Annotated in this window: 23 protein-coding genes and 1 tRNA gene; 17 read left to right on the top strand and 7 right to left on the bottom strand. The window is 37.1% G+C overall.

The window, feature by feature from the left end:
• Positions 1 to 229: 229 nt before the first annotated feature.
• From NK356_RS20500 to NK356_RS20470, 7 genes are all read left to right on the top strand, one after another.
• Positions 230 to 1417, top strand: coding sequence for an FAD-dependent oxidoreductase (locus NK356_RS20500; protein ID WP_253317910.1), 1188 nt, complete (start codon positions 230 to 232; stop codon positions 1415 to 1417).
• A 13-nt stretch (positions 1418 to 1430) separates the two neighbouring features.
• Entirely contained in the window at positions 1431 to 3206 is a 1776-nt protein-coding gene (locus NK356_RS20495; RefSeq protein ID WP_034698826.1) for an FAD-dependent oxidoreductase, read from the top strand.
• 202 nt (positions 3207 to 3408) lie between these two features.
• Positions 3409 to 4365: a helix-turn-helix domain-containing GNAT family N-acetyltransferase gene (locus tag NK356_RS20490; RefSeq protein ID WP_253317909.1), complete on the top strand. Its 957-nt coding sequence runs from the start codon at positions 3409 to 3411 to the stop codon at positions 4363 to 4365.
• Positions 4366 to 4368: 3 nt separating this feature from the next.
• The gene (locus NK356_RS20485; protein WP_034698832.1) at positions 4369 to 4779 is read left to right on the top strand and encodes a DUF2000 domain-containing protein; all 411 of its coding nucleotides are present in this window, start codon (positions 4369 to 4371) and stop codon (positions 4777 to 4779) included.
• Positions 4780 to 4833: 54 nt separating this feature from the next.
• Positions 4834 to 5193: a PaaI family thioesterase gene (locus NK356_RS20480; protein ID WP_253317908.1), complete on the top strand. Its 360-nt coding sequence runs from the start codon at positions 4834 to 4836 to the stop codon at positions 5191 to 5193.
• A gap of 285 nt (positions 5194 to 5478) precedes the next feature.
• Entirely contained in the window at positions 5479 to 6618 is a 1140-nt protein-coding gene (locus NK356_RS20475) for a VWA domain-containing protein (RefSeq protein ID WP_034698837.1), read from the top strand.
• A 60-nt stretch (positions 6619 to 6678) separates the two neighbouring features.
• Complete coding sequence (locus NK356_RS20470; RefSeq protein WP_253317907.1) at positions 6679 to 8133, top strand: sigma 54-interacting transcriptional regulator; 1455 nt, start codon at positions 6679 to 6681, stop codon at positions 8131 to 8133.
• 76 nt (positions 8134 to 8209) lie between these two features.
• Here NK356_RS20470 and NK356_RS20465 read toward each other — a convergent pair whose 3' ends face one another.
• Together NK356_RS20465 and NK356_RS20460 are read right to left on the bottom strand one after the other, a co-directional pair.
• Positions 8210 to 8617, bottom strand: a complete 408-nt coding sequence (locus NK356_RS20465) for a nuclear transport factor 2 family protein (RefSeq protein WP_051934581.1) — start codon at positions 8615 to 8617, stop codon at positions 8210 to 8212.
• Positions 8617 to 8865 (bottom strand): hypothetical protein, encoded by a 249-nt coding sequence (locus tag NK356_RS20460; protein ID WP_034698843.1) that lies wholly within the window; start codon positions 8863 to 8865, stop codon positions 8617 to 8619. The genes NK356_RS20465 and NK356_RS20460 overlap by 1 nt, the downstream gene beginning before the upstream one ends.
• Before the next feature lie 165 nt (positions 8866 to 9030).
• On the opposite strand from NK356_RS20460, the gene NK356_RS20455 reads away from it, so the two are divergent.
• From NK356_RS20455 to arsB, 7 genes are all read left to right on the top strand, one after another.
• Positions 9031 to 9855 (top strand): GyrI-like domain-containing protein, encoded by an 825-nt coding sequence (locus NK356_RS20455; RefSeq protein WP_253317906.1) that lies wholly within the window; start codon positions 9031 to 9033, stop codon positions 9853 to 9855.
• A gap of 69 nt (positions 9856 to 9924) precedes the next feature.
• A complete protein-coding gene (locus tag NK356_RS20450; RefSeq protein WP_253317905.1) occupies positions 9925 to 11046 on the top strand; it encodes an agmatine/peptidylarginine deiminase in 1122 nt (373 codons plus the stop codon).
• A gap of 126 nt (positions 11047 to 11172) precedes the next feature.
• Positions 11173 to 12114, top strand: a complete 942-nt coding sequence (locus NK356_RS20445) for a 3',5'-cyclic-nucleotide phosphodiesterase (RefSeq protein ID WP_034698848.1) — start codon at positions 11173 to 11175, stop codon at positions 12112 to 12114.
• Positions 12115 to 12296: 182 nt separating this feature from the next.
• Complete coding sequence (locus NK356_RS20440) at positions 12297 to 12626, top strand: helix-turn-helix transcriptional regulator (RefSeq protein ID WP_034698850.1); 330 nt, start codon at positions 12297 to 12299, stop codon at positions 12624 to 12626.
• A 77-nt stretch (positions 12627 to 12703) separates the two neighbouring features.
• Positions 12704 to 13177 (top strand): DUF6428 family protein, encoded by a 474-nt coding sequence (locus tag NK356_RS20435; RefSeq protein ID WP_034698852.1) that lies wholly within the window; start codon positions 12704 to 12706, stop codon positions 13175 to 13177.
• 19 nt (positions 13178 to 13196) lie between these two features.
• Positions 13197 to 13808: a low molecular weight phosphatase family protein gene (locus NK356_RS20430; RefSeq protein ID WP_034698854.1), complete on the top strand. Its 612-nt coding sequence runs from the start codon at positions 13197 to 13199 to the stop codon at positions 13806 to 13808.
• Between the two features lie 2 nt (positions 13809 to 13810).
• On the top strand, positions 13811 to 14845 hold the full coding sequence (gene arsB / locus NK356_RS20425) for an ACR3 family arsenite efflux transporter (protein ID WP_253317904.1): 1035 nt from the start codon (positions 13811 to 13813) through the stop codon (positions 14843 to 14845).
• A 224-nt stretch (positions 14846 to 15069) separates the two neighbouring features.
• Here arsB and NK356_RS20420 read toward each other — a convergent pair whose 3' ends face one another.
• Positions 15070 to 16665, bottom strand: coding sequence for a tail fiber domain-containing protein (locus NK356_RS20420; RefSeq protein WP_051934492.1), 1596 nt, complete (start codon positions 16663 to 16665; stop codon positions 15070 to 15072).
• A gap of 375 nt (positions 16666 to 17040) precedes the next feature.
• Here NK356_RS20420 and NK356_RS20415 point away from each other — a divergent pair, with 375 nt between their 5' ends.
• Positions 17041 to 17829, top strand: coding sequence for a PhzF family phenazine biosynthesis protein (locus NK356_RS20415; protein WP_253317903.1), 789 nt, complete (start codon positions 17041 to 17043; stop codon positions 17827 to 17829).
• 52 nt (positions 17830 to 17881) lie between these two features.
• Here the strand turns inward: NK356_RS20415 and NK356_RS20410 are convergent, their stop codons facing one another.
• Positions 17882 to 18334, bottom strand: coding sequence for an Hsp20/alpha crystallin family protein (locus NK356_RS20410; protein ID WP_034697570.1), 453 nt, complete (start codon positions 18332 to 18334; stop codon positions 17882 to 17884).
• A gap of 489 nt (positions 18335 to 18823) precedes the next feature.
• Here NK356_RS20410 and NK356_RS20405 point away from each other — a divergent pair, with 489 nt between their 5' ends.
• Together NK356_RS20405 and NK356_RS20400 are read left to right on the top strand one after the other, a co-directional pair.
• Positions 18824 to 19471 (top strand): lysoplasmalogenase, encoded by a 648-nt coding sequence (locus NK356_RS20405; protein ID WP_034697566.1) that lies wholly within the window; start codon positions 18824 to 18826, stop codon positions 19469 to 19471.
• A 14-nt stretch (positions 19472 to 19485) separates the two neighbouring features.
• The gene (locus NK356_RS20400) at positions 19486 to 20466 is read left to right on the top strand and encodes a sterol desaturase family protein (RefSeq protein WP_051934490.1); all 981 of its coding nucleotides are present in this window, start codon (positions 19486 to 19488) and stop codon (positions 20464 to 20466) included.
• Between the two features lie 284 nt (positions 20467 to 20750).
• On the opposite strand, the gene NK356_RS20395 is transcribed toward NK356_RS20400, so the two are convergent.
• The 3 genes from NK356_RS20395 to NK356_RS20385 all read right to left on the bottom strand — a co-directional run bounded on the left by NK356_RS20395 (position 20751) and on the right by NK356_RS20385 (position 22020).
• Positions 20751 to 20835 (bottom strand) — tRNA-Ser (locus NK356_RS20395).
• Positions 20836 to 20976: 141 nt separating this feature from the next.
• Complete coding sequence (locus NK356_RS20390) at positions 20977 to 21189, bottom strand: hypothetical protein (protein WP_034697565.1); 213 nt, start codon at positions 21187 to 21189, stop codon at positions 20977 to 20979.
• 453 nt (positions 21190 to 21642) lie between these two features.
• A complete protein-coding gene (locus NK356_RS20385; protein WP_034697564.1) occupies positions 21643 to 22020 on the bottom strand; it encodes a VOC family protein in 378 nt (125 codons plus the stop codon).
• Positions 22021 to 22260 lie beyond the last annotated feature (240 nt).

Genomic DNA, 22260 nt, shown 5'->3' with positions numbered 1-22260 from the left:
TTATTCCCTCTTCTTTGTTACTTTGAAATGCTTATTAACAGTGACCATATTCAATGGAAAAACCAGAATATTCACATGTACCGGAAGATTCGTCTCTACACTTAATCTATCGTAGCAAATAAGGTTCGGAGAGTATTAATAATCAGTAATGATGGTACATTCCTTCATATTGATGTCTTTACTTTTCTATACCTCTTCTTACGATTATAAAACATAAAACAAATAACCTATGATTACAGAAAACTATGACGTAATCGTCATTGGCGGAGGAGCAATAGGACTTGCTACGGCTTATCATCTCGGCCAGCGTCAGGCTAAGACTTTAGTATTGGAACAATATACTTTTGTGAATCAGTTGGGCAGCTCTGCTGGAGTATCACGTCAGTACCGGATTCCTTATCCGGATGAATATATGGTACAAATGGCTTTAGATGCACAGCCTTATTGGGATGAACTGCAGAAAAAGACAGATACTCAATTGCTTGATAAGGTAGGAACCCTCTGGTTTGGAGATCCTGAAGTACACTCCACCGAAGGAAATATTGCTGAAGCAGAAAAAGCATTACAAGCTTTAGGAGTTCCTTATATTACTTTAACATCCAAGGAGATTGAAGAGCAGTATCATTTCAAAAACCTGCCGGATAATTATACAGGACTGTTTCAACCCGATGGTGCCAGTATCAATTTTAAAGCAACTATTGAAACACTTTTAGATCTTTGTCAGAAGGAAGAAACCGTAGAACTAAGAGAAGATTCTCCGGTACTTGAGATCAAACAAAACGGTGATCTTTTCGAGCTTACCACTCCTAATGGTATTTATATCGCCAAAAAGCTGGCCATCATTCCCGGGCCTTATATCAACAGTGTGATCAATCTGCTTGATTTCAAAATAGAAGCCACTTACTGGAATATGTCTTCTGCTTATTTTAAAAAGACCGACCCTACTATACAATATCCAACATGGTTTGTATTTCAGAATGCAAGTGGAGAAAACGGGAATCAATTCTACGGATTTCCTTCCGTGGAATGGGATCATCCGGAGTACATCCGTGTAGCACCGGATTTTGTGATCAAACCTTTGGAAGAGCCGAGCGACAGAACATTAATTCCCAACCCCCAGGAACTGGCTTACACTTCCGAATGGATAAAAAACCATATGACTGGCCTCAGCATTGTTCCGGAGTATACTTCAACATGCCTTATCGCTTTGAGCACAATCCCCAATAAAGAACTGCTGATTGATTTTGCTCCATCTTATGTTCCCAACCACAAAAACATTGTGGTGTACGCTACCGGATGGGCAGCCAAATTCACTCCTTTCTTAGGAAAAATTATGTCGGATCTTGCATTGGACGGACATACGGATTTCGATATTACACCCTTCCGATTAGGATATAAATATTTCTTAGCACTTTAAAAATTATAAAACCATGAATCAAGAAAACGTAAATAAAAATACACCGCTGTATCCGGGAATGCAGCCCGATCTGAAAGTAGAAGTAGCCATCATCGGTGCAGGAACTTCAGGATTATATACCGCTTTCCGTTTGGTAACAGATAATAAGTACAAAGCTCATGAAGTACAGATCTTCGATATGAGTGACAAATTAGGAGGAAGACTTGAATCCGTAATTATGCCGGGAATGAATTTCTGGGGTGAGCTCGGAGGAATGCGTTATCTGACTTCTCAGGAAATTGTAACAACACTGATAGAAGGTTATCCATTGAAAGAAACAGATCTGAGCAAAAGAACCCCTGTTCTGAAAGATAAAATGACTCCTATCCCCTTCCATATGGGAGATCCTGAGAAACTGTTGATGTACATCAGAAAAGAACGTTTCAAACAAAATGCATGGACAGAGGAGCAAGCGCATAACAACAAACTGATTACCCGTTATTTTCTGAATGAAAATGATGAAGGTTTCAGTTCTGATCAGCTATTCAACAAAATTATCTATAATGTCTTAATGGCAGATCCATGGGTAGCTGAAACCTATAAAGATCTGATTATTGCTGACCCTAATGGTTATGATTATACATTCAAACTAACCAGCCGCGACTGGGATGCTATAAAACCAAGAATGGTTTACAACTTCCCTGGCTCTCCTTATGACAAACGTCTGGTAAACGATATCGGTTTCTGGAATTTAATCAAAGACCAGGTTTCTCAGGAAGGATATGAATTCTTAGCCAATGCCGGCGGATATTATTCCAATACCATCAACTGGAATTCTGCAGAAGCGTTTCCGTATATGGTAGGAGATTTCTCTGCTGATACTACCTACAAAACCATTGAGGAAGGCTATGACAGTATTGCTTATGCAGTAGCCAACACGTATATGGAATATGAAGGAGCACGCATCTGGTCGGAAAACAAACTGATTACTTTCACCAAAGATCATCATTTGACCGCTACTCATAAATACGAGTTAACTTTCCTGAATATACAAAGCAACGAAACATGGAAAGTCTACGCCAATTCAATCGTATTGGGTATGCCAAGAAAATCACTTGAACTTCTGGATCAGAACAACTTCTTTTTTGACGCCAACAGACACCAGAAACTGAACGAAAATATCCGCTCTATCATTATGGAGCCCGCATTTAAAATCCTTATGGGCTTTGAAGGCCCGTGGTGGAGAGAAGATCTGGGAATCGATTCCGGACATTCTATTACAGACTTACCGATGAGACAGTGTTATTATTTCGGTACCGATACTGAAACCAAAAACTCAATGTTATTGGGAAGCTACGGAGATATGGAAACAGAAACATTCTGGAAAGCTCTTTCGGACGACAAAGTTCTGTTTAAAGTAAGAGCTGCCAGATCTGCCTCCTTAGAAGAATTGCATAAGTTCGATGATGTTCAGGCTACAGAATTCATGGTGAATGAATTGATGAATCAGCTGAAAGAATTACACGGGATAGATATTCCACAACCTTATGTAACGTATTTCAGAGACTGGACAGATGATCCTTACGGTGCAGGATACCATGCATGGAAAGCAGGTTTCTCCGTAAAAGATGTGATGCCTTATATGAGAAAACCGTTAATGGATGAACAGATTCATATTATCGGAGAAGCGTATTCTGATCAGCAAGGCTGGGTGGAAGGTGCTTTCTGTGAAGCAGAAAAGATGCTTCAGACCCATTTTAAATTAGACTGGCCCTACTGGTTAGATCCTGAATATTATTTAGGATGGTAACCATGGATCAATAGTAAGATGATGTATATAGTAAGCTCCGGATAATTCCGGAGCTTTTATTTTTCCCCTGCAAAATAGAGCCTCAACAGATTATTAAAGAAGAATCATTTTTTATAAACTTTGAAGTTTTAATAATGACATCCATTGTATTAAAAATTAATTTATTACATTTGCATAACTAGTTATATAATTAATTATATTTATGGATTTATTTGAAAAAACAGGAAAGATTGCATTAGGTAGCAGATTACGGTTTATGGCTTCCAATATTACAGAAGAAGCATCAAAGATCTATGAACTGTATGATGTAGACTTTTCTCCAAAATGGTTTCCGGTATTCTTTGTACTTTCCGAAGAAGGTTCAAAAACGATTACCGAAATTGCAGAAGAAATAGGACATTCTCAACCTTCCGTGACCAAAATCATCAAAGAAATGATTTCTGCAGGGCTGGTAAAGGATAATCAGAAATCTGATGATAAAAGAAGAAATATTGCAGGACTTACGGAAAAAGGAATAGAACTTTCTGCCAAAATAAAAGTTCAGTGTACAGATATTGATCATGCTATTGATGAGATGATCAGCGAAGCAACACACAATCTTTGGGAAGCTCTTGCAGAATGGGAACATTTGTTTGAACAAAAATCTTTGCTTGCAAGGGTAAAAGATCAGAAAAAAGCCCGTGAAAGTAAAAACGTAAAAGTCGTTGAGTATGAACCGAAATACAAATCAGCATTCAGAGCACTCAATGAAGAATGGATCTCAAAATATTTTGAAATGGAAGAAGCGGATTATAAAGCCCTGGACAATCCTGAAGAATATATTTTAAATAAAGGAGGAAAAATCCTTGTAGCCTTGTACAATGAAGAACCTTTAGGGGTCTGTGCTCTTATCAAAATGGAAGATCCGGATTATGATTTTGAGCTGGCAAAAATGGCTGTTTCTCCAAAAGCACAGGGAAAAAACATAGGCTGGCTGCTGGGACAGGCCATCATCAAAACTGCCAAAGAATCCGGTGCATCGAAAATATATCTCGAAAGCAACACTATGCTGAAGCCCGCCATTAACCTGTATTATAAACTGGGATTCCAAAAAGTATCCGGTCGTTCAACCCCTTATCAGCGCTGTAACATTCAAATGGAATTATCTCTAAAAAATTAAGATATGTACGATAAAAAAGTAGCCATTGTCATTAAAGATGATCTCTTGCCATGGCAAAAACTGAATGTTGTTTCTTTTCTGGCGGGAAGCATTGCTATTGAATTTCCGGAAACTCATGGTGAAAAATTTGTCACTGCGGATCATGAGGAATTTTTAGCTTTTATAAAACATCCTACCCTCATCTATAAAGCAGACAATACAGAAAAACTTCAGCGGGCATTCCGTCGTTCAAGAGACCGTGAGCTGTCCATTGGAGTTTATACTCAAGAGCTTTTTGCCACCCGCTCCGGTGAGGAAAATGTTCTTGAGATTGCAAAACATCCTGCGGATCATCTGGATCTTGTTGGTATTATCGTGTATGGAGAAAACAAAAAAGTAGATAAAGCGCTGGATGGATTAAAATTTCATGAATAAAAACCAATCATTATCTACGATAGAATAAAACAAAGCTTTGACAAACAGGGAATCATGAAAACGATTGGTGCCCAATTAGAAGATGTTCAGCAGGGACAGGTGAAAATTACCTGCAAATTTTCTGAAAACCTGACCCAACACAATGGCTTCTTTCATGCAGGCGTTCTGACAACTATTGTAGACAGTGCCTGCGGATATGCAGCTCTAACCACAATGCCTGAAAATGCCAATGTATTGACTGTTGAGTTCAAAGTTAATTTTATGAAACCAGCCAATACAGATAAGCTTGTTGCCATTGGAAAAGTTCTCCAGGCAGGAAGAACCCTTACCATCTGTGAAGGATATGTCTATGATCAAAAAGAGGAAAAACTCATTGCAAAAATGACCGCAACCATGATTGCTATTCATTCATAAAATAAATTTTCTCCCATAACATTTAAAATGCACAAATCTTTATTTGTGCATTTTTCAGTATAAATAGAGATGATGTAAAACGCTTTTAGGTCTTCTCCAAACGATAAACCGTTATATTCTTATTCCATATCACCATCATTAGTATTTTCTATTTTTCTAAGGGAATCTTGCCATGATATTTTCCTAACTTTTCAATTTGAAACGAAATAAAGAATACTTCAGACAATTCATTACATTTTCTGAAATATTCAAAAGCAAATAACTGCAAAACCTCTTTATCATCTTATGACAGATAAAAATTTTAATCCCGGAAAAGGATTTATATTCAGTAAACATGTGCCGGAGGAATTATCACATTTTGACCGCGTCTTTGATGTTTTCAAAGATTTGCTTACCCACACCTCCGGAGATATTGAAGAAGCTTTCGAGTGGCTGGACATGCTTGATCAGGAATATGATATTTTCAGTGATGAATACACCCTTCAGGATTTTGAAGAAGATCTGAAAAAACGAGGCTACATCAGGGAAGAAGATCCTGAAGAAGGCAACACAGGAAGTGGAAAAGGTAAAAATATATTAACTCCGAAGCTTGAAGCTGCGCTTCGTGAATATGCACTGGATCAGATTTTTGGAAAACTGAAGAAAAACGGAGCCGGAAATCACAGGACCAACAAAACAGGAATCGGGGATGAAAGAGATGGAGAAAACCGTTCCTTCCAATACGGAGATGATCTTGCTGCCGTGAATATGACGGAAAGCCTGAAAAATGCACAGATCAACAACGGAATCTCAGACCTTCGCCTGACAGAAGAAGATCTCATCGTAGAGGAAACCAAACATAAGGCCCAAATGAGTACCGTTCTGATGATCGATATCAGCCACTCGATGATCCTGTACGGTGAAGACCGGATTACGCCAGCCAAAAAAGTAGCCATGGCTCTCGTAGAACTTATTAAAAGAAAATATCCGAAAGATTCCATTGATATCATTGTTTTTGGAAACGAAGCATGGCCCATTAAGATCAAAGACCTTCCCTATCTGAAAGTAGGCCCTTATCATACCAATACGGTAGCCGGACTGGAGTTGGCCATGGATATTCTCCGCAGAAAAAGAAATACCAACAAACAGATTTTTATGATCACCGATGGAAAACCCAGCTGCATTCAGCTTCCTAGCGGTGAATTTTATATGAACAGCTTTGGTTTGGATGAAAAAATTGTTAATCAATGTTTCAACAGAGCAGCACAGGCAAGAAAACTGAAAATTCCTATCACTACCTTTATGATTGCTCAGGATCCTTATCTGCGTCAGTTTGTGGAAGAATTCACAGCTCAAAACAAAGGAAAAGCATTCCTCACCGGACTATCAGGTTTGGGACAGATGATTTTTGAAGATTACGAAAAAAACAGAATAAGAAAAATATAAAGATCAGATTTTAAATCATTTAAAATAGAAATCTGATCAGATAAATAGTATTACAAGACAATGAAAAACGATATTACATTCAAAGAATTAAAAAAATCCGGTTATACTCATAAAACAATTAATGAGGAAATCCAAGCCAATTTAATTGCAAGAATTAAAGCTAAAGAACCTGTATTTGAAGGACTTTGGGGCTATGAAGACACAGTAGTTCCCCAATTGAAAAAAGCCATTCTTGCCGGTCATCACATTAACTTGCTGGGCTTACGTGGTCAGGCAAAAACCAGAATTGCAAGAAGCATGGTTAATCTGCTTGATGAATATATGCCCATCGTAAAAGGATCCGAAATTAACGACAGTCCTTTTCATCCCATTTCAAAGTTTGCCAAAGATCTGCTTGCTGAATTAGGTGATGAAACTCCAATTTCGTGGGTACACCGTTCTCATCGTTTTTATGAAAAACTGGCCACTCCAGACGTGAATGTTGCAGATTTAATTGGTGATATAGACCCTATTAAAGCGGCTACGTTGAAACTACCCTATTCCGATGAACGTGTTTTACATTACGGAATGATTCCCCGTGCCAACCGCTCTATTTTTGTTTTAAACGAATTGCCGGATCTGCAGGCCAGAATCCAGGTTTCCCTGTTTAATATTTTGCAGGAAGGAGATATTCAGATCCGGGGATTCCAGCTGAGAATGCCACTTGATATTCAGTTTGTTTTCACAGCCAATCCGGAAGATTATACCAACAGAGGAAGTATTGTAACCCCGCTGAAAGACAGAATCGGATCTCAGATCTTCACCCATTATCCAAAAACTATTGCTCTGGCAAGACAGATTACAGAACAGGAAGCATTGATTTCTGCTGAAGATAAAGCCCAGATTCAGATTCCTGATCTGGCGAAAGATCTTTTGGAAGAGGTTGCTTTTGCAGCCCGTATCAGCGAATATGTGGATGCGAAAAGTGGTGTCAGTGCCCGTCTTACCATCAGTGCTATGGAAAATTTAATCGCAGCAGCCAAACTGCGTCTGATTGAATCCAGTGCAGAAAGAACAACTGTACGTCTGCTTGACTTCATGTCGATCATCCCATCAATCACAGGAAAAATTGAACTGGTATATGAAGGAGAACAGGAAGGAGCTGATTACGTAGCTAAAATCTTAATTGATAAAGCCGTCATCACCCAATTTGAAAGCCTGTTCCCACGTATTTCAAAACTGGAAAAAGAAGGGATCAAAACACCGTATACTGACCTGATCAGGTGGTTCAATAAAAATCATTTAGAACTTAATTACAATGATACGGATGAAGAATTTTATGCTAAACTTGATAAGATAGAACCTCTGACAACTGTAGTGGAAGAAAATGCCTCTGAATTGAGCAAAGAAGATCAGAATTTCTGCAAAGAACTTGTATTATGGGCATTAACCATCAGCAATAAAATTGACAAATCTGAAAATCAGAATGCATTCACTTTTGATTCTCCAGGGATTGGCCAATTCTTACGTAACTAAAAATCAGTAAAATAATATAAAAGTAAAGTAAAACCTTCAGTTCATCTGAAGGTTTTTTATTTGTTTCTGGAAGACTTTATACCAGATTGTCATTTTTAAGCACAGCAGAACCGAAAGGATTGTCCACCAACCATAGCCACTCTCCTTCTTCATTTCTTTTCATGATACAGGAAGTATTGCCTGTCATATGAATAGAGTGTCCATCCGGAGCAGTTCCTGTCATTTCCCACTGATCCTGCCACATCGCCAGATCATTTACAACAGTGATATGCGGAGTTTCACCCTGAATATCCAGTTGTAAGCGGCAGATCTCATTCATTGCCCTTTCTATCTGCTCAAACCCTCTCCATTCTCTTCCATCACGGTCTATGTAGACTGCTTCAGGATGAAAACAGCCTAATGCTCCTTTTACATCTCCGCTTCTGATGCAATACCGAAAATAAGCTACCGCACCAGTTTCTGTTTTTCTGTTAAATTCCTGCATTACTTCACATTTCTGGCGTCCATTTCCCTTTTCAAACCTTTCTTACCTTTATTCCAGCTATTAGCCACAAAAAAAGCAAGAAGTATAGGTAAGAAAGTAGTAAAACTGATGCCTTTCGTTATGGTACTGTAAATAGCAATTCCAGCCAATACTCCCAGGATAATAGCATTCACAACATTTCGGGCTTCAATAGTTCTTTTTTTCTCAATCAGCTCCTGATCCGTTAATTCTGACAAATCTTTTTCCATATTTAGTATTAGTTTCTTGGTTGTTCCTGTTTTTACAATGATAAAATTATTGTTTTTAAATCTATTTTTACCGAAAGCTAAAATACAATATTGTCAAGATATTTTTTTATTTCTTTTATTTGTAATTTATTTCATACCACCAGTTTCGGAAAAATTTCAATGCTTATGGAAGACAACCTGAATTGTATTTACAGAGTTATCAATTTCATGGAAAAGAATTATGATCAGCCTGTTTCTGTAAAGGAACTGGAAGACATTTCTCATTATTCTTACCGAAATATCCAGCGCATTTTCAAATACAGCTGCGGGGAGACAATAGGTGCTTTCCAACAGAGGCTGAAGGTAGAAAATGCCTATAAACGGATTCTTTATACTCAGGAAAATCTCACCTCCATTGCCATTGAAGTGGGTTTTGCCAATATCGCTTCTTTTTCCAAAGCCTTTAAACAACATTTTGGGATTTCCCCTAAAGCTGCAAGACAAAGTAAAGAACAGCTCCTTTGTGGAGATGCAATCATCCCTGTTACCTCAGAGGTCTTACTGGAACCCGAAATTGTATATCTGAAGCCTGTACAGGTATATTATCAGAGCATTAACACCTATTATAACAATGAAGAAATTGAAGTGCTGTGGAAAAAGTTCATGGAAAATGATTTCCCTGACTCCGGGGTAGACTATTTTGGAGTTATAGCCGATGAACCATTAATAAAAACTGAAATCAACTGCCGCTATGATGCATGCTCATCTGTTCAATCCGGCAATAAAAAGCTTCCTTCAAAAATGATATTCGGAGGGAAATACGCCCGCTTTACCCATTCCGGAAGCTACGAAACAATAGACGACACGTACACGAAGATCTATTCACGCTGGATTTTTAATTCAGGTCTTGAATTTTCACACACTCCCATCATTGAAAAGTATGAAAATCATGCTGAAAATGAAGACGATCAGGAAAAACAGCTGACCTATATTTTATTGCCATTGAAGTAAGTTGTCAATTTGGGACAACTTTCAAAACTTTTGCTGATCTAATTTTGCCCTGTTAAAAATAGATCAATTATGCAAAAAAAGAAAATCATGTTCCTGTTATTACCCGCTCTTCTACTTTCCTGTTCTCAAACAGATCCTATAGAGAATCCGGATACAGTGAACCCTGCAACAGCTCTTTATAAAATGCCGGAAGAGTCTGCAACCCATGAAGGAACCTGGCTTCAGTGGCCACACCAGTATCAATACGGAACTACCTACCGAAACCGTCTGGATGCCACCTGGGTAGCCATGACCAAAGAGCTTGTACAAAGTGAAAAAGTTCACATTATTGCTTATGACGGTGCAGAAAAGAGTCGTATTGTAGGGCTACTCAACACTGCAGGAGTTCCTCTTACCAATATCAACTTCAAAATTTATCCTACAGATGATTTCTGGGTAAGAGATAACGGTCCTATTTATGTAAAAGATCAGAACGGACAGTTATTTATTCAGGATTGGGGATTTAACGGTTGGGGAAATAAGGCAGATTACAGCAAATGTAACGCAATTCCATCTAAAATATCAGCAGATACGAATATTCCAAAAATCAATCTTAATTCCGTCATGATTAATGAAGGAGGAAGTGTGGAAATTGACGGAAACGGAGTGTTGATGGCTTGTAAAAGTTCTATCCTGAATAATAACAGAAATCCGGGAATGACGCAACAACAGGCAGAAGCCATATTTACTAAAAATCTTGGTGTCACCAAATTTATATGGCTGAATGGAAAAGCCGGTCTGGATATTACCGACATGCACATCGATGGTTTTGCCCGATTTGCCAATTCATCTACCATTATTACAATGAATCCGGACGATCTTGCCTACTGGCAGGTTCCCAATGGAGATATTGACAAACTGTATGATGCAACCACAAAAACCGGAGCTGCCTATCAGTTTGTAAAAGTGCCTTTAACAAGAAATGATGTGATCACTACTTACGGGAAAAATGTAGGCCGCGCTTCATACATCAATTATTATATTGCCAATAACCGTGTATTGGTTCCTAATTATAATGACCCGAATGATGCAGTTGCCAACAACATCATCCAACAGCTCTATCCTGGCAAACAGGTAGTTGGAATTGATTGCCGTAACTTATTCGCCAACGGAGGAATGGTGCATTGCGTCACCCAGCAACAGCCTCAATAAAATAATAGTCAAAATAAAGCCTGCTCATTTTCAGCAGGCTTTACTGATTCAGAGATTCTGTCATCAAAAAATAGCGTAAATTTGCTCTGTCCATCCCGAAAAAGATGGCTTTCTATTATACGTATTATGAAAAAAACAGCACTTTCTTTATTGGTTCTTCTGAATATTGTTTGCCAGGCACAAAATTTTGATGTAATTCCCTTAGGAATATATGGTGGTGAGCAGGAAGACAATTTATCAGCCTATCTGGTAGGCGCTCCAAAAGACAATGCATATCTCTGCCTTGATGCCGGTACCGTAAATGCCGGAATCCGAAAAGCGATTGAACTGAAAAGTCTTGAAGGATCAGCAGAAACAGTTTTAAAAGATCAGATCAAAGGATATTTTGTATCCCACGGTCATCTCGATCATTTATCCGGCCTTATCATCAATTCTCCTGCTGATTCTAAGAAGGATATTTTCGCTATAGCTCCTGTGATTCAAATCTTGCAGAATCATTACTTTATTACAGATACCTGGATCAATTTTGCAGATCAGGGACAGAAACCTATCCTTGGAAAATACCATTATAATGAGTTGCAGGCAGGAACTGAAATTCCTGCGCCTAAAACACCTTTTTTTATAACAGGCTATGAACTAAGTCACGTAAATCCTTATAAAAGCAGTGCTGCATTGGTAAGAAGAGATGATCACTATCTGCTTTACCTTGGAGATACAGGTGCTGACCGTATAGAAAAATCTGACCGTCTGGATCAACTTTGGAACATGGCAGCTCCTCTTGTTAAAAAAAGACAGCTCAATACGATATTAATTGAAGTTTCTTTCCCCAACAGTCAGCCAGAACATCTTCTGTTTGGACACCTTACTCCTAATCTGCTGAATGAGGAATTGAGCAAACTCAAAGAAAAAACCGGACAAAGCAGCCTTAAGGGTCTCAACATCGTGGTTACTCACAGAAAACCTACAGGCGATAATCCAGAGCTTATTAAAAAGGAATTATTGAAAAACAATCCTTTAAAAGTAAATTACATTTTCCCTGAACAAGGCAAAAAGATTAGTTTACCCTAACAATACATCAAAAGATGAGGCAAAAACAGGCTTCATCTTTTTTATTTTCATACATGATCAACTATCTTATTAAATTTTAAAACAATGACAATCAGCAATTTAAATATCAACAATTAAAATTATGAAATTTTTTCATTGCTTAATTAATTTATCATCGTAATATTGCAATATAAAATACAATAATGGGAGTTACTAAAACAGAAATTTATACTGACGAGCAAAATAAGCTGGCTTCTCTGCTTAAAGTTTTGGGACATCCGGCAAGAATCGCTATTTTACAGTATATCATTAATCAAAAAGCGTGTATCTGTAATGATCTTGTTGAAGAACTTGGATTGGCACAGGCTACCATTTCTCAGCATTTAAAAGAGTTGAAGAATATAGGAATCATCAAAGGTTCTATTGAAGGAAAATCCGTATGCTACTGTATTAATGAAAGCAAATGGAAGCAGTTTCAAAATGAATTCAACCTGTTTTTTAATCAGGATGTTAGTATAAAACAATGCTGTTAAGGCATTTTTTTTGAATCAATATATCGTAATATTGCAATATAACATTAATAAATTATAACACTAAATTTTAATCTACTATGAGACTATCAGAAATTAAAGAAATTCTTCCCACCCTGGAAAATGTTGAATTTCAATTAGAAAACGGAAGTTTTGTCCCTGAACATTTCCATGTAACGGAAGTGGGACAGAGTATTAAAAACTTCATCGATTGCGGCGGGGTAATCAGAAATGAAAAAACAGTCAACTTCCAGTTATGGGATGCCGATGACTATGAACACCGCCTGAAACCAGGAAAACTGCTTCATATCATTCAGCTTTCTGAAGAAAAACTCGGGATAGAAGACAGCGAAATTGAAGTTGAATATCAGGGAGAAACCATTGGAAAATATGACCTTGAATTTAACGGAAAAAACTTTGTCCTGAAAAATAAAACAACAGCCTGCCTTGCACAGGAAGCCTGCGGAATTCCTTCCGAAAAACAAAAGAAAAATCTGTCTGAATTATCTGTAAACCCAACATCAGCCTGCACTCCGGGATCAGGATGCTGCTAATAAATTTTATTAAAATATTATGTATCAAGAATTATTAAATACGGTTCACTCTCTGAAATGGGAAAATATAGATACCGATAGAAAAGAGGTTTTGAAACCATTGATCAGTTTTATCCAGCAAAAAGTGGATGATAGCCAAGAAATCAATCTGAATTTTATCTGCACCCACAATTCCCGACGAAGCCATCTGGCACAGGTTTGGGCACAGGCAGCAGCTTCTTTCTTTACCATTCCGCAAGTCCATTGCTATTCCGGAGGAACGGAAACAACAGCATTATTTCCTAAGATCGCAGAAGTTTTAGCAGAACAGGGCTTTTCAATTTTCAGTATTGCCGATACAACCAATCCTGTATATGCTATAAAATATGATGAGAACAGCCTTCCAATAATTGGCTTTTCAAAAAAATACGAGAGTCCGTACAATCCTGTTTCGGGATTTGCAGCAATTATGACCTGTTCGCAGGCAGATGGCGGATGTCCTTTTATTCCCGGTGCGGAAAAAAGAATTCCGATCACATTTGAAGATCCTAAGATTTCGGATAATACACCGGAACAGGCAGCAGTGTATACTGAAAGAAGCTTACAAATTGCAGAAGAAATGTTTTATGTTTTTTCTAAAATCAAAAGATAATCATGCAACCCAAATTAAAATTTCTTGACCGTTATCTTACCTTATGGATCTTTCTGGCTATGGGGATAGGGATTGCTTTGGGACATTTTTTCCCGGCCATTCCTACTATTATCAATTCACAGTCGGTGGGTACTACCAATATTCCTCTGGTCATCGGGCTCATTTTGATGATGTATCCGCCATTGGCTAAAGTTGACTATACTCTTCTGCCATTGGTTTTTAAAGATAAAAAAATAATCGGCATCTCTTTATTTCTCAACTGGATTATTGGCCCGGTTCTGATGTTTGGTCTTGCCACCCTTTTTTTAAGACATGAACCTGATTATATGTCAGGCTTAATTCTCATTGGATTGGCCAGATGTATTGCCATGGTTATTGTCTGGAATGATCTCGCCAAAGGAAACAGAGAATATGCAGCATTGTTGGTGGCCTTAAACAGCATCTTTCAGGTGTTCACATACAGTTTTCTGGTATGGCTGTTTATCAATGTACTTCCCAATCAACTTGGTCTGGCAAGCTTTAATGTGAATGTTTCTATGAGGGATATCACAGAAAGCGTATTGATTTATCTGGGAATTCCTTTTCTGGCCGGTTTTCTTACCCGTTATTTTCTGATTAAATCAAAAGGCGCAGACTGGTACAACAGAAAATTCGTGCCTAAGATATCTCCTGTGACATTGTATGCCTTGTTATTTACCATCGTACTGATGTTTAGCTTAAAAGGTTCTAAAATACTGGAATTGCCAATGGATGTCATCAAAGTAGCCGTTCCATTGGTTATCTATTTTGTTTTGATGTTTTTTATAAGTTTTATGATCAACAAAACATTAAAAGTCCCTTATGATAAAAATACATCTATAGCCTTTACCGCTACCGGAAATAATTTTGAACTGGCAATTGCTGTGGCCATCTCGGTCTTTGGTATTCATTCACCGCAGGCATTTGTAGGCGTGATTGGTCCATTGGTAGAGGTTCCGGTGTTGATACTTCTCGTAAAAGCCAGTTTATTTATGAAAAAGAAATGGTATCAAGAATAAGCTGAATATGTTTTAATTTATAAAATACAAAAGCCTGCTATCTGCAGGCTTTTGCGACGTATGGGAAAATAAAAAATTTGGGAATTTTAAACCCTGGATCCTGGAATATTTTCATAAAAACCGAGGGATTGTTTTTATTATAACAGAATAAGGTATTCTTTTTAACGTGTGTTCTTAGAATCGGAAATGCAATACCTTTAAATCCAAAATATTGTACCTGTTTATTACAATCCTAATTTCTTTTTGATGGCTTCCATTTCTGTTTCCATCTTTTTAATCCTGGCTTTCTGCTCTTCTATTTCAGCCTGCTGATCCTGAATGGCTTTTGTAAGGGCAGGAACAAGTGAAGCATAGTCAACAGCCCAGGCTTCTTTGGTATCATCTTTTGGTTTATAGACCGCTTCAGGAATTACTTTATAAAGATCCTGTGCCAGAAATCCTATTTTATGCTGGGTCTTCTGTGTAGGATTCACTGCCGGTTTACCTTCTTTAATCTGGTTATTGGCAGATAGCTCGTATTGTTTCGGCTGCAATGCCATAATGGTAGTAAGACCATACCCTATTTCTTTAACCTGAGTTTTTAAACGCATGTCCGAAGTATTGACAAAACCACCTGCAGCACTTACCAATCCGTTACCGTCAATCGTCACTTTAGTGCTTCCGTTATAACTATATTTGAATCCTTCCGCTCCAAGATAAATCTGGGTTACAGAGCCATTCAGTGTGTTGTATCCGCTTAAATCAAGATGTCCTTTGGTGGCCGCCACTTTATTTCCTCCAATCCCGCTAACTTCCGGTCTGTTCATATTGATATCTCCATTACCATCAATGTCAAGCATACTGTTAACGCTGTTACCATAATAATACCTAAGACCTGTAGTACCAACTGTTACCTGAGCAAATGCAGGATTATTGCTGTTTCCTTTTAAAGTAAGAAGACCATTGAAAGCATTCACAGAATTACCTGCAGCCCCAAAAGCTGTAATATCACCGTCTCCATTGAAGTTAAGCTTTCTGTCTCCATTAAAAAGATAATCTCCTCCATTGGCCTGGCTGAGCTTCAACTGGGCAACATTATTATTTCCCGATATCGTTAGCGCTCCTCCTATATTGTTTATGATTCCTGCATTAGCTCCACCTTCTGTTGTTTTGGTAGAAGAGTTCAGGAACATATCCATAGAGCTTCCCACATCATTAGTGAGCCTTAAAAGAGCGGAAGCATTGGTACCTGAATTCGTATTGCTGATGGATGTCAGTCCTGCACCATCTACATTGCTTCTGAAATATAATGCTTTGTCCAAATAATCAATCGCTGTATTTTGCAAAAGTGTCCCGCCAAGTCTCACCTCCTGCCCTACAGCTGTAAGCCCGTTGCTTGCCGTTACGTTTGCACTTCCTGAGATATCCCATGTAGAAGCAGCTCCCGTAAGGCCTGTACTGATAAGCTGGAGGCTCTGGTTAGGACCTACTGCCATACTTGCATTACCATTAATTGTTTCTGAAACTGCAGGAGTTATTGTAATGGTAAAAGCCGTATTATTTCTGATCGTATACATACGGCCTTTGAAATTACCTGTACCAGATATTGCTGTCGGTAATGTAAAAACAGCATTGGTAGTTCCGTTATACGAGATATGAAAATCCGCAGAAGTCATTGTATACGCTGCGGAAGTAACAGCACTGTATTTTGCAGCTAAAGATCCGTTAACATCAAGTGTTGATCCAGGCTGAGCTGTATTAACTCCAACACTTTGAGCAGACACAATACCGTAAGAGAGCAAAGCCACTGCTACTGATAATGTAGTAAAGTTTTTAAACATTATTATTTGATTATGAGTTATTAATAAAGTGAAGAAATCTTAGGAAAGCAATTGCAGATTCAGAGCCTTTTCAAGAGATTGAAAACTTCAGCCATGGGTCTTCCCGAAAGACTTGAATGAAGAAAATCATGATTATATTTTTTCATTGTTTCCCGTTTTTATTTAGTACAAAGCTAAATTTTCACAACTCCTTTTTGAAAAAATAGATGTAAAGAAATTTCCATTTTGATGTGGAAAAATTATTACAAAACAGGATCATAAAAAGTCAATATTTATTTGTATAAAAATAGAATCCGAAATAATTTTTTCAGGAATATCAGGGAACTTCATGATGAAAATGAATTATCTTTATACTTCACAAAATTTTTACAACCTATGAAGTTAGAATTATATCAGATAGATGCTTTTACAGAATCTATTTTCCATGGAAATCCGGCTTGTGTTGTTCCATTAAAAAATTGGTTACCCGATGAAATCCTTTTAAAAATAGCCCGTGAAAATGCGGTAGCAGAAACCGCCTTCTTTATTGACAATGGAGATCGTGTTCATCTGAGATGGTTTACCCCGGAAATAGAGATGGATTTATGTGGGCATGCGACTCTTGCTACCGCTCATTGTCTTATGTCCATTTTACACTATCCGGGTGATAGAATTATTTTTGAAACAAAAAGTGGTGAATTAACGGTAGATGTTAAAGATGGGATGTATTATATGAATTTTCCATCAAGAATGCCCGAAGCCTCTACTCTTCCGGATATTATATCCAGATCGCTCAATATACAGCCTAAGGAAGTCTTTAAAGCAAGAGACTATGTGCTGGTATATGATTCTGAAGACGATGTAAAAAATATCCACATTGAAAGGTCCATTTTTGATCTTATCAATCTGGATCCGGGCGGAGTTATCGTGACAGCAACAGGCACTGATTGTGATTTTGTTTCAAGATATTTTACCTCACAGTCTTCTATTCTTGAAGATCCGGTAACCGGCTCTGCGCACTGCTCACTCATCCCGTTCTGGGCATCAAGATTAGGAAAAGAGAAGCTTTTTGCCCGCCAGATCTCTGAAAGAGGCGGACAGCTCTATTGTGAGAACAAAAATGAAAGGGTAATTGTAGCAGGGAAAGCCAAGACATACTCTGTGGGATATTTCTGGGTAGAGTAAGAGAATATAAAAAAATTGGCTACTCTTTTGGTAGCCAATTTTGTAGTTATTTCTATGATATTTCAATCATTCTTGGTGGTTTCTGCTTCGCATCTTCTTTTTTCGGGATGGTTAACATTAAAAGGTCATTTTCATATTCTGCATTAATATTATCCTGATCTACAACATCTTTTGGAAGCTCAAAACTTCTCTTGAAAGATTGGTAACTGAATTCTCTTCGTGTGAAATTTTCATCTTTTGTCTCTTTACGGTCTTCCTTCACTGATGAAATAGTAAGCAGGTTACCATCCAGCCTGATCTGAAAATCATTTTTATCCATACCTGGTGCTGCAACCTGAATTTCATAAGCCTCTCCGTTCTCCTTTATATTTACCGATGGTACGGTTGTACTGGTAGATGAGTAATTGTTATTGCCCCAGTTAAAAAGTTCACGACCAAAAAAATCATCAAAGACATTTGAAAAGCCCAAATTGTTGTTTCCGTTTCTTCTTATTAGATTATTCATTGCAATCATTTTTAATTAAGTTTAACAATCATTAAAAAACACGTCCGCTGGCCAGCTGTACATAAAAATTCACAAAAAAAATACCATTGGAGTAAGAGTGAAATTTTTTCCGATCTTCTGTCATTTTTTCAGTATTTATGACACAAAACCTTGATCCTTAGAATATTAAATATTTTTAATAGTAGTCATACAATCCGAAAGTTCAAGGATGAAGAATTTTCCAAAAAATTCGAAAATTACTTTGGAAAAGATGTGATTAAACTGTATAAACTTAAATAATATTTCCAATAATAGCCTATTTCTAAAATATAAAATAAACTAAAGTGTGATGCATTGTATTTTTATATTTCAAAAGTATTTTATCTTAATTTTATTTGTAATTTAACAATCTGAGCTAAGTGTCACATATAGAATAACTTGGTGCAAACCTGAGATATCCATATTGTAACAAGAAAAAAGATAATTAAAAGATTGCAATAAAATAGTACCATGATAAAATCTGTCAATATCAAATTGTTATTAGTCCTTCTTGCCATTGTTTTTGCATTTGATTTAGTATTTATAGCTATGGATCATAGTTCCTGGCGGTTTTTTACCAAGCCACTGTTGTTACCTATTATTATCTGGTTTTATTTTACTTATTCTAAACAAAATGTATTTCGGATAAACCAATGGTTTTTGTCTGGATTAATTTTGAGCTTTTTGGGTGATGTGTTTTTGTTATTTGGATGGGGATTTATTCCCGGTTTGGGAAGCTTTTTGTTGGCTCATATTTGTTACATCGTTTATTTTTTTAAGATTAAAAAGAAAAATGTATGGAGTTGGCTTCCCTTTGTTTTTCTGTATTTAGGTTCATTTATTTACTATATATATCCTTATTTAAACGAAATGAAGATACCCGTGGTGATCTACGGAATTACCATTGCTACGATGCTGTATTTTAGTATCAGTACTTATTCTTCATTGCTAATCCTAGGAGCTATTTTGTTTGTAATATCAGATTCCGTATTGGCCATTAATATGTTTGTACAGCATAGTATTGGGAAAGAACTTGTTGTGATGATTACTTATGTTTTAGCCCAATTGATGTTGGTGTTGGGAGTGGTTGGTATTGAAAAAAAGAACAGAATTATTTGATAAAATCAAGACTTATGAAAAGAAAAGATAACCGATTTTTTCATAGTATTGGGCTATTCTGCCCATTGGATTTTACTGATCCTGTTACTTATTTTATTCCTGTATTTATCTTGTTGATATTAGGGGAAGTATTTTTGTATCAGATTCCTCAAAAAGTATTCACAAAAAGACTCATCAAAGATAATGTATCGAGTATCGGATTGGGGATAGGGGCAGTAATGTTAGACTTTGGGATGAAAGCTATTTCATTATCCTACTTTTTTTGGATTTACAATCATTTTAGACTTACTGATATTTTCGGGATCAAAGATTTCAACAAATTCTTCACTTTAAAATGGCATGCAGATCACTGGTGGCTTTGGTTATTGGTTATGATTGTTCAGGATTTTGGTTTTTATTGGCATCATCGATTGAGTCATAAAATCAGATTATTTTGGACAGGTCATGTCAATCATCATTCGGCTACTCATTTGAGTCTTGCTATTGCATTGCGTCAAGGATGGTTTGAAATCATATATCGAGACATTTGGTATATCCCTTTTATCATTATTGGTTTTCATCCTATTATGATTGCTATGATGCATCAATTTAACTTGATTTTTCAATTTTGGCCGCATACCAATGCTATTGGAAAATTAGGGTGGTTCGACAAAGTATTCAATTCTCCATCCAACCATCGAGTGCATCATTCTCGAAAAATTGAGGATTTAGATAATAACTATGGGGGTATTTTGATGATTTGGGATCATCTTTTCGGCACGTACAAAGCGGAAGAAAAGAAAACGACGGAATACGGAATCTATCATAACATTCACACTTATAATGTTTTTCATATTGTCTTTGATGAGTTTGGAAATATGATAAAGGATGCCCGAAATGCACCTACATGGAAAGCGAAATTGGGGTATATATTCAATGCTCCGGGCTGGCATCATAATGATAAAGATGAGCGGATTTCTACTTTGAAGCGGGAATTAGAAGAAAAAATGAATTGATGGTTGTCTTGCATGCAACAAATACGATTCTCGTCAGGGATGTAATTTTTTCATAGCAAGCAAGAATAATCTAACCTATAACATTTGACCGTCCTGATTTTATAAAACTAAAAGATTTCATAACCAAGCATCATAAAACAGTAAACTATCTGGTTGTAGACCAGCTTGACCGTTTCAGCCGTGTAGCTGATGAAGCCATTACAATGGATCGGTATAGCCGACCGGAAATCAAGCAATTTAGGACATAAAAAAAGGAGACGTTAATAAATAAACGTCTCCCTAAGCGGAGAGTGAGGGATTCGAACCCCCGGACCTGTTACAGTCAACAGTTTTCAAGACTGCCGCAATCGACCACTCTGCCAACTCTCCCTAAACTCCGGCTATACCGTTGTTTTCAGTGGTGCAAATATAGAACGATTTTTAATTTCTGCAAAACTTTTCCCCCACAAATTTTAACAAAACTTAATAATAGACTAGAAATCAAGGGAATTATTTTTCAAAAAACTTCACCTATTCCCGATCAACAATAGCAATAAAGCTATTTTTTAAAAAATCAGACGGGTATACAAACTGATCTCCATCTTCTCCCTTCACTACAATAGCACCTTGTTCATCGTTAAGGCATTTGTCCAATTGGGTTTTCATGTCATTAAGTGCTCCATTGGGAACTTCGATGATATAAGTTCCTGTAACGTGTGTAACCTTTATGATTTTTGTTTCCATTTTGTTTTTGATTTGAGGCTAAATTTAGGGATTTTACTTTAGGTATAAAGCGGTTTCAGGAATAGATATGAATGCATAAGTATAAAATAATACTGGAATACATCAAAACCTGCTGTGTTTTTTGTAGGAGGCTTTATTTATGAAGGCAAAACGATTATCAACTGGTTGGGTAAAAAATTGGGATTCAATCTTAAGGAGAAGAAGATTTATATTTTGGATTAAAAATTACATCAATACAGTAAAACGGTCATTCTGACGAAGGAAGAATCTCACATATCAATAAGATTCTTCCTTCGTCAGAATGACAATGTGGAAAAGTGTGATGAGAAAACCACCCCGTCAAAAATTCTTTGAATTTTCGCCACCCCTCCGGAGGAGGGGAATCATTACGTCTTCAGTTGTGATATAAGTCGTAATGCGGGTTTTCAGCAGTTTTTCTTGGAAATAAGGTGGCTACTCTCCTGCCGGTTCGAATAATTCAATTTTGTTTCCTTCAGGGTCCAGGATGTGTACAAACTTTCCATATTCATACGTTGCAATTTCATCCAGTACCGTTACGCCTTCTTTCTTTAACTCTTCTACTAATGCTTCGATATTTTCTACATGATAATTGATCATAAACTCTTTAGCAGAAGGCTCGAAATATTGGGTAGACTCCTTAAAAGGACTCCACAGCGTATATCCTTTCTTATCGGATTCTTCATCTTTCCAGTCGAATTTGGCGCCGTATGGGCTCGTAGGTAATCCCAGATGGGTTTTATACCATTCATTTACTTGTTCCGGGTCTTTACACTTGAAGAAGATTCCTCCAATCGCGGTTACTCTTTTCATTTTTTATTCGTTTTTATTCAGTTGACAGTTTCTTACGAGCAAATACAATACGTTTTGCAACTTCACAAATATATCAATGTTTTGGCTAGGTGTTTAAGGATTTCTATAATTTTTGAGAAGGTTTGTTGGAAAAACACAAAGTCGCTAAGAATATGAAAAAATTTACTGCCTTAGGGCGCAAGGATTTTATCTCCGATAAAATTGATGACTGCACATTTTAAGTCTCTCGCTGATTTTGCT

Origin of the sequence: Chryseobacterium sp. S0630 (assembly GCF_024158915.1) — a bacterium.
GTDB lineage: Bacteria > Bacteroidota > Bacteroidia > Flavobacteriales > Weeksellaceae > Chryseobacterium.
Note: the sequence above shows the minus strand (reverse complement) of the source record. Positions and strands in the feature narration are given on the sequence as shown.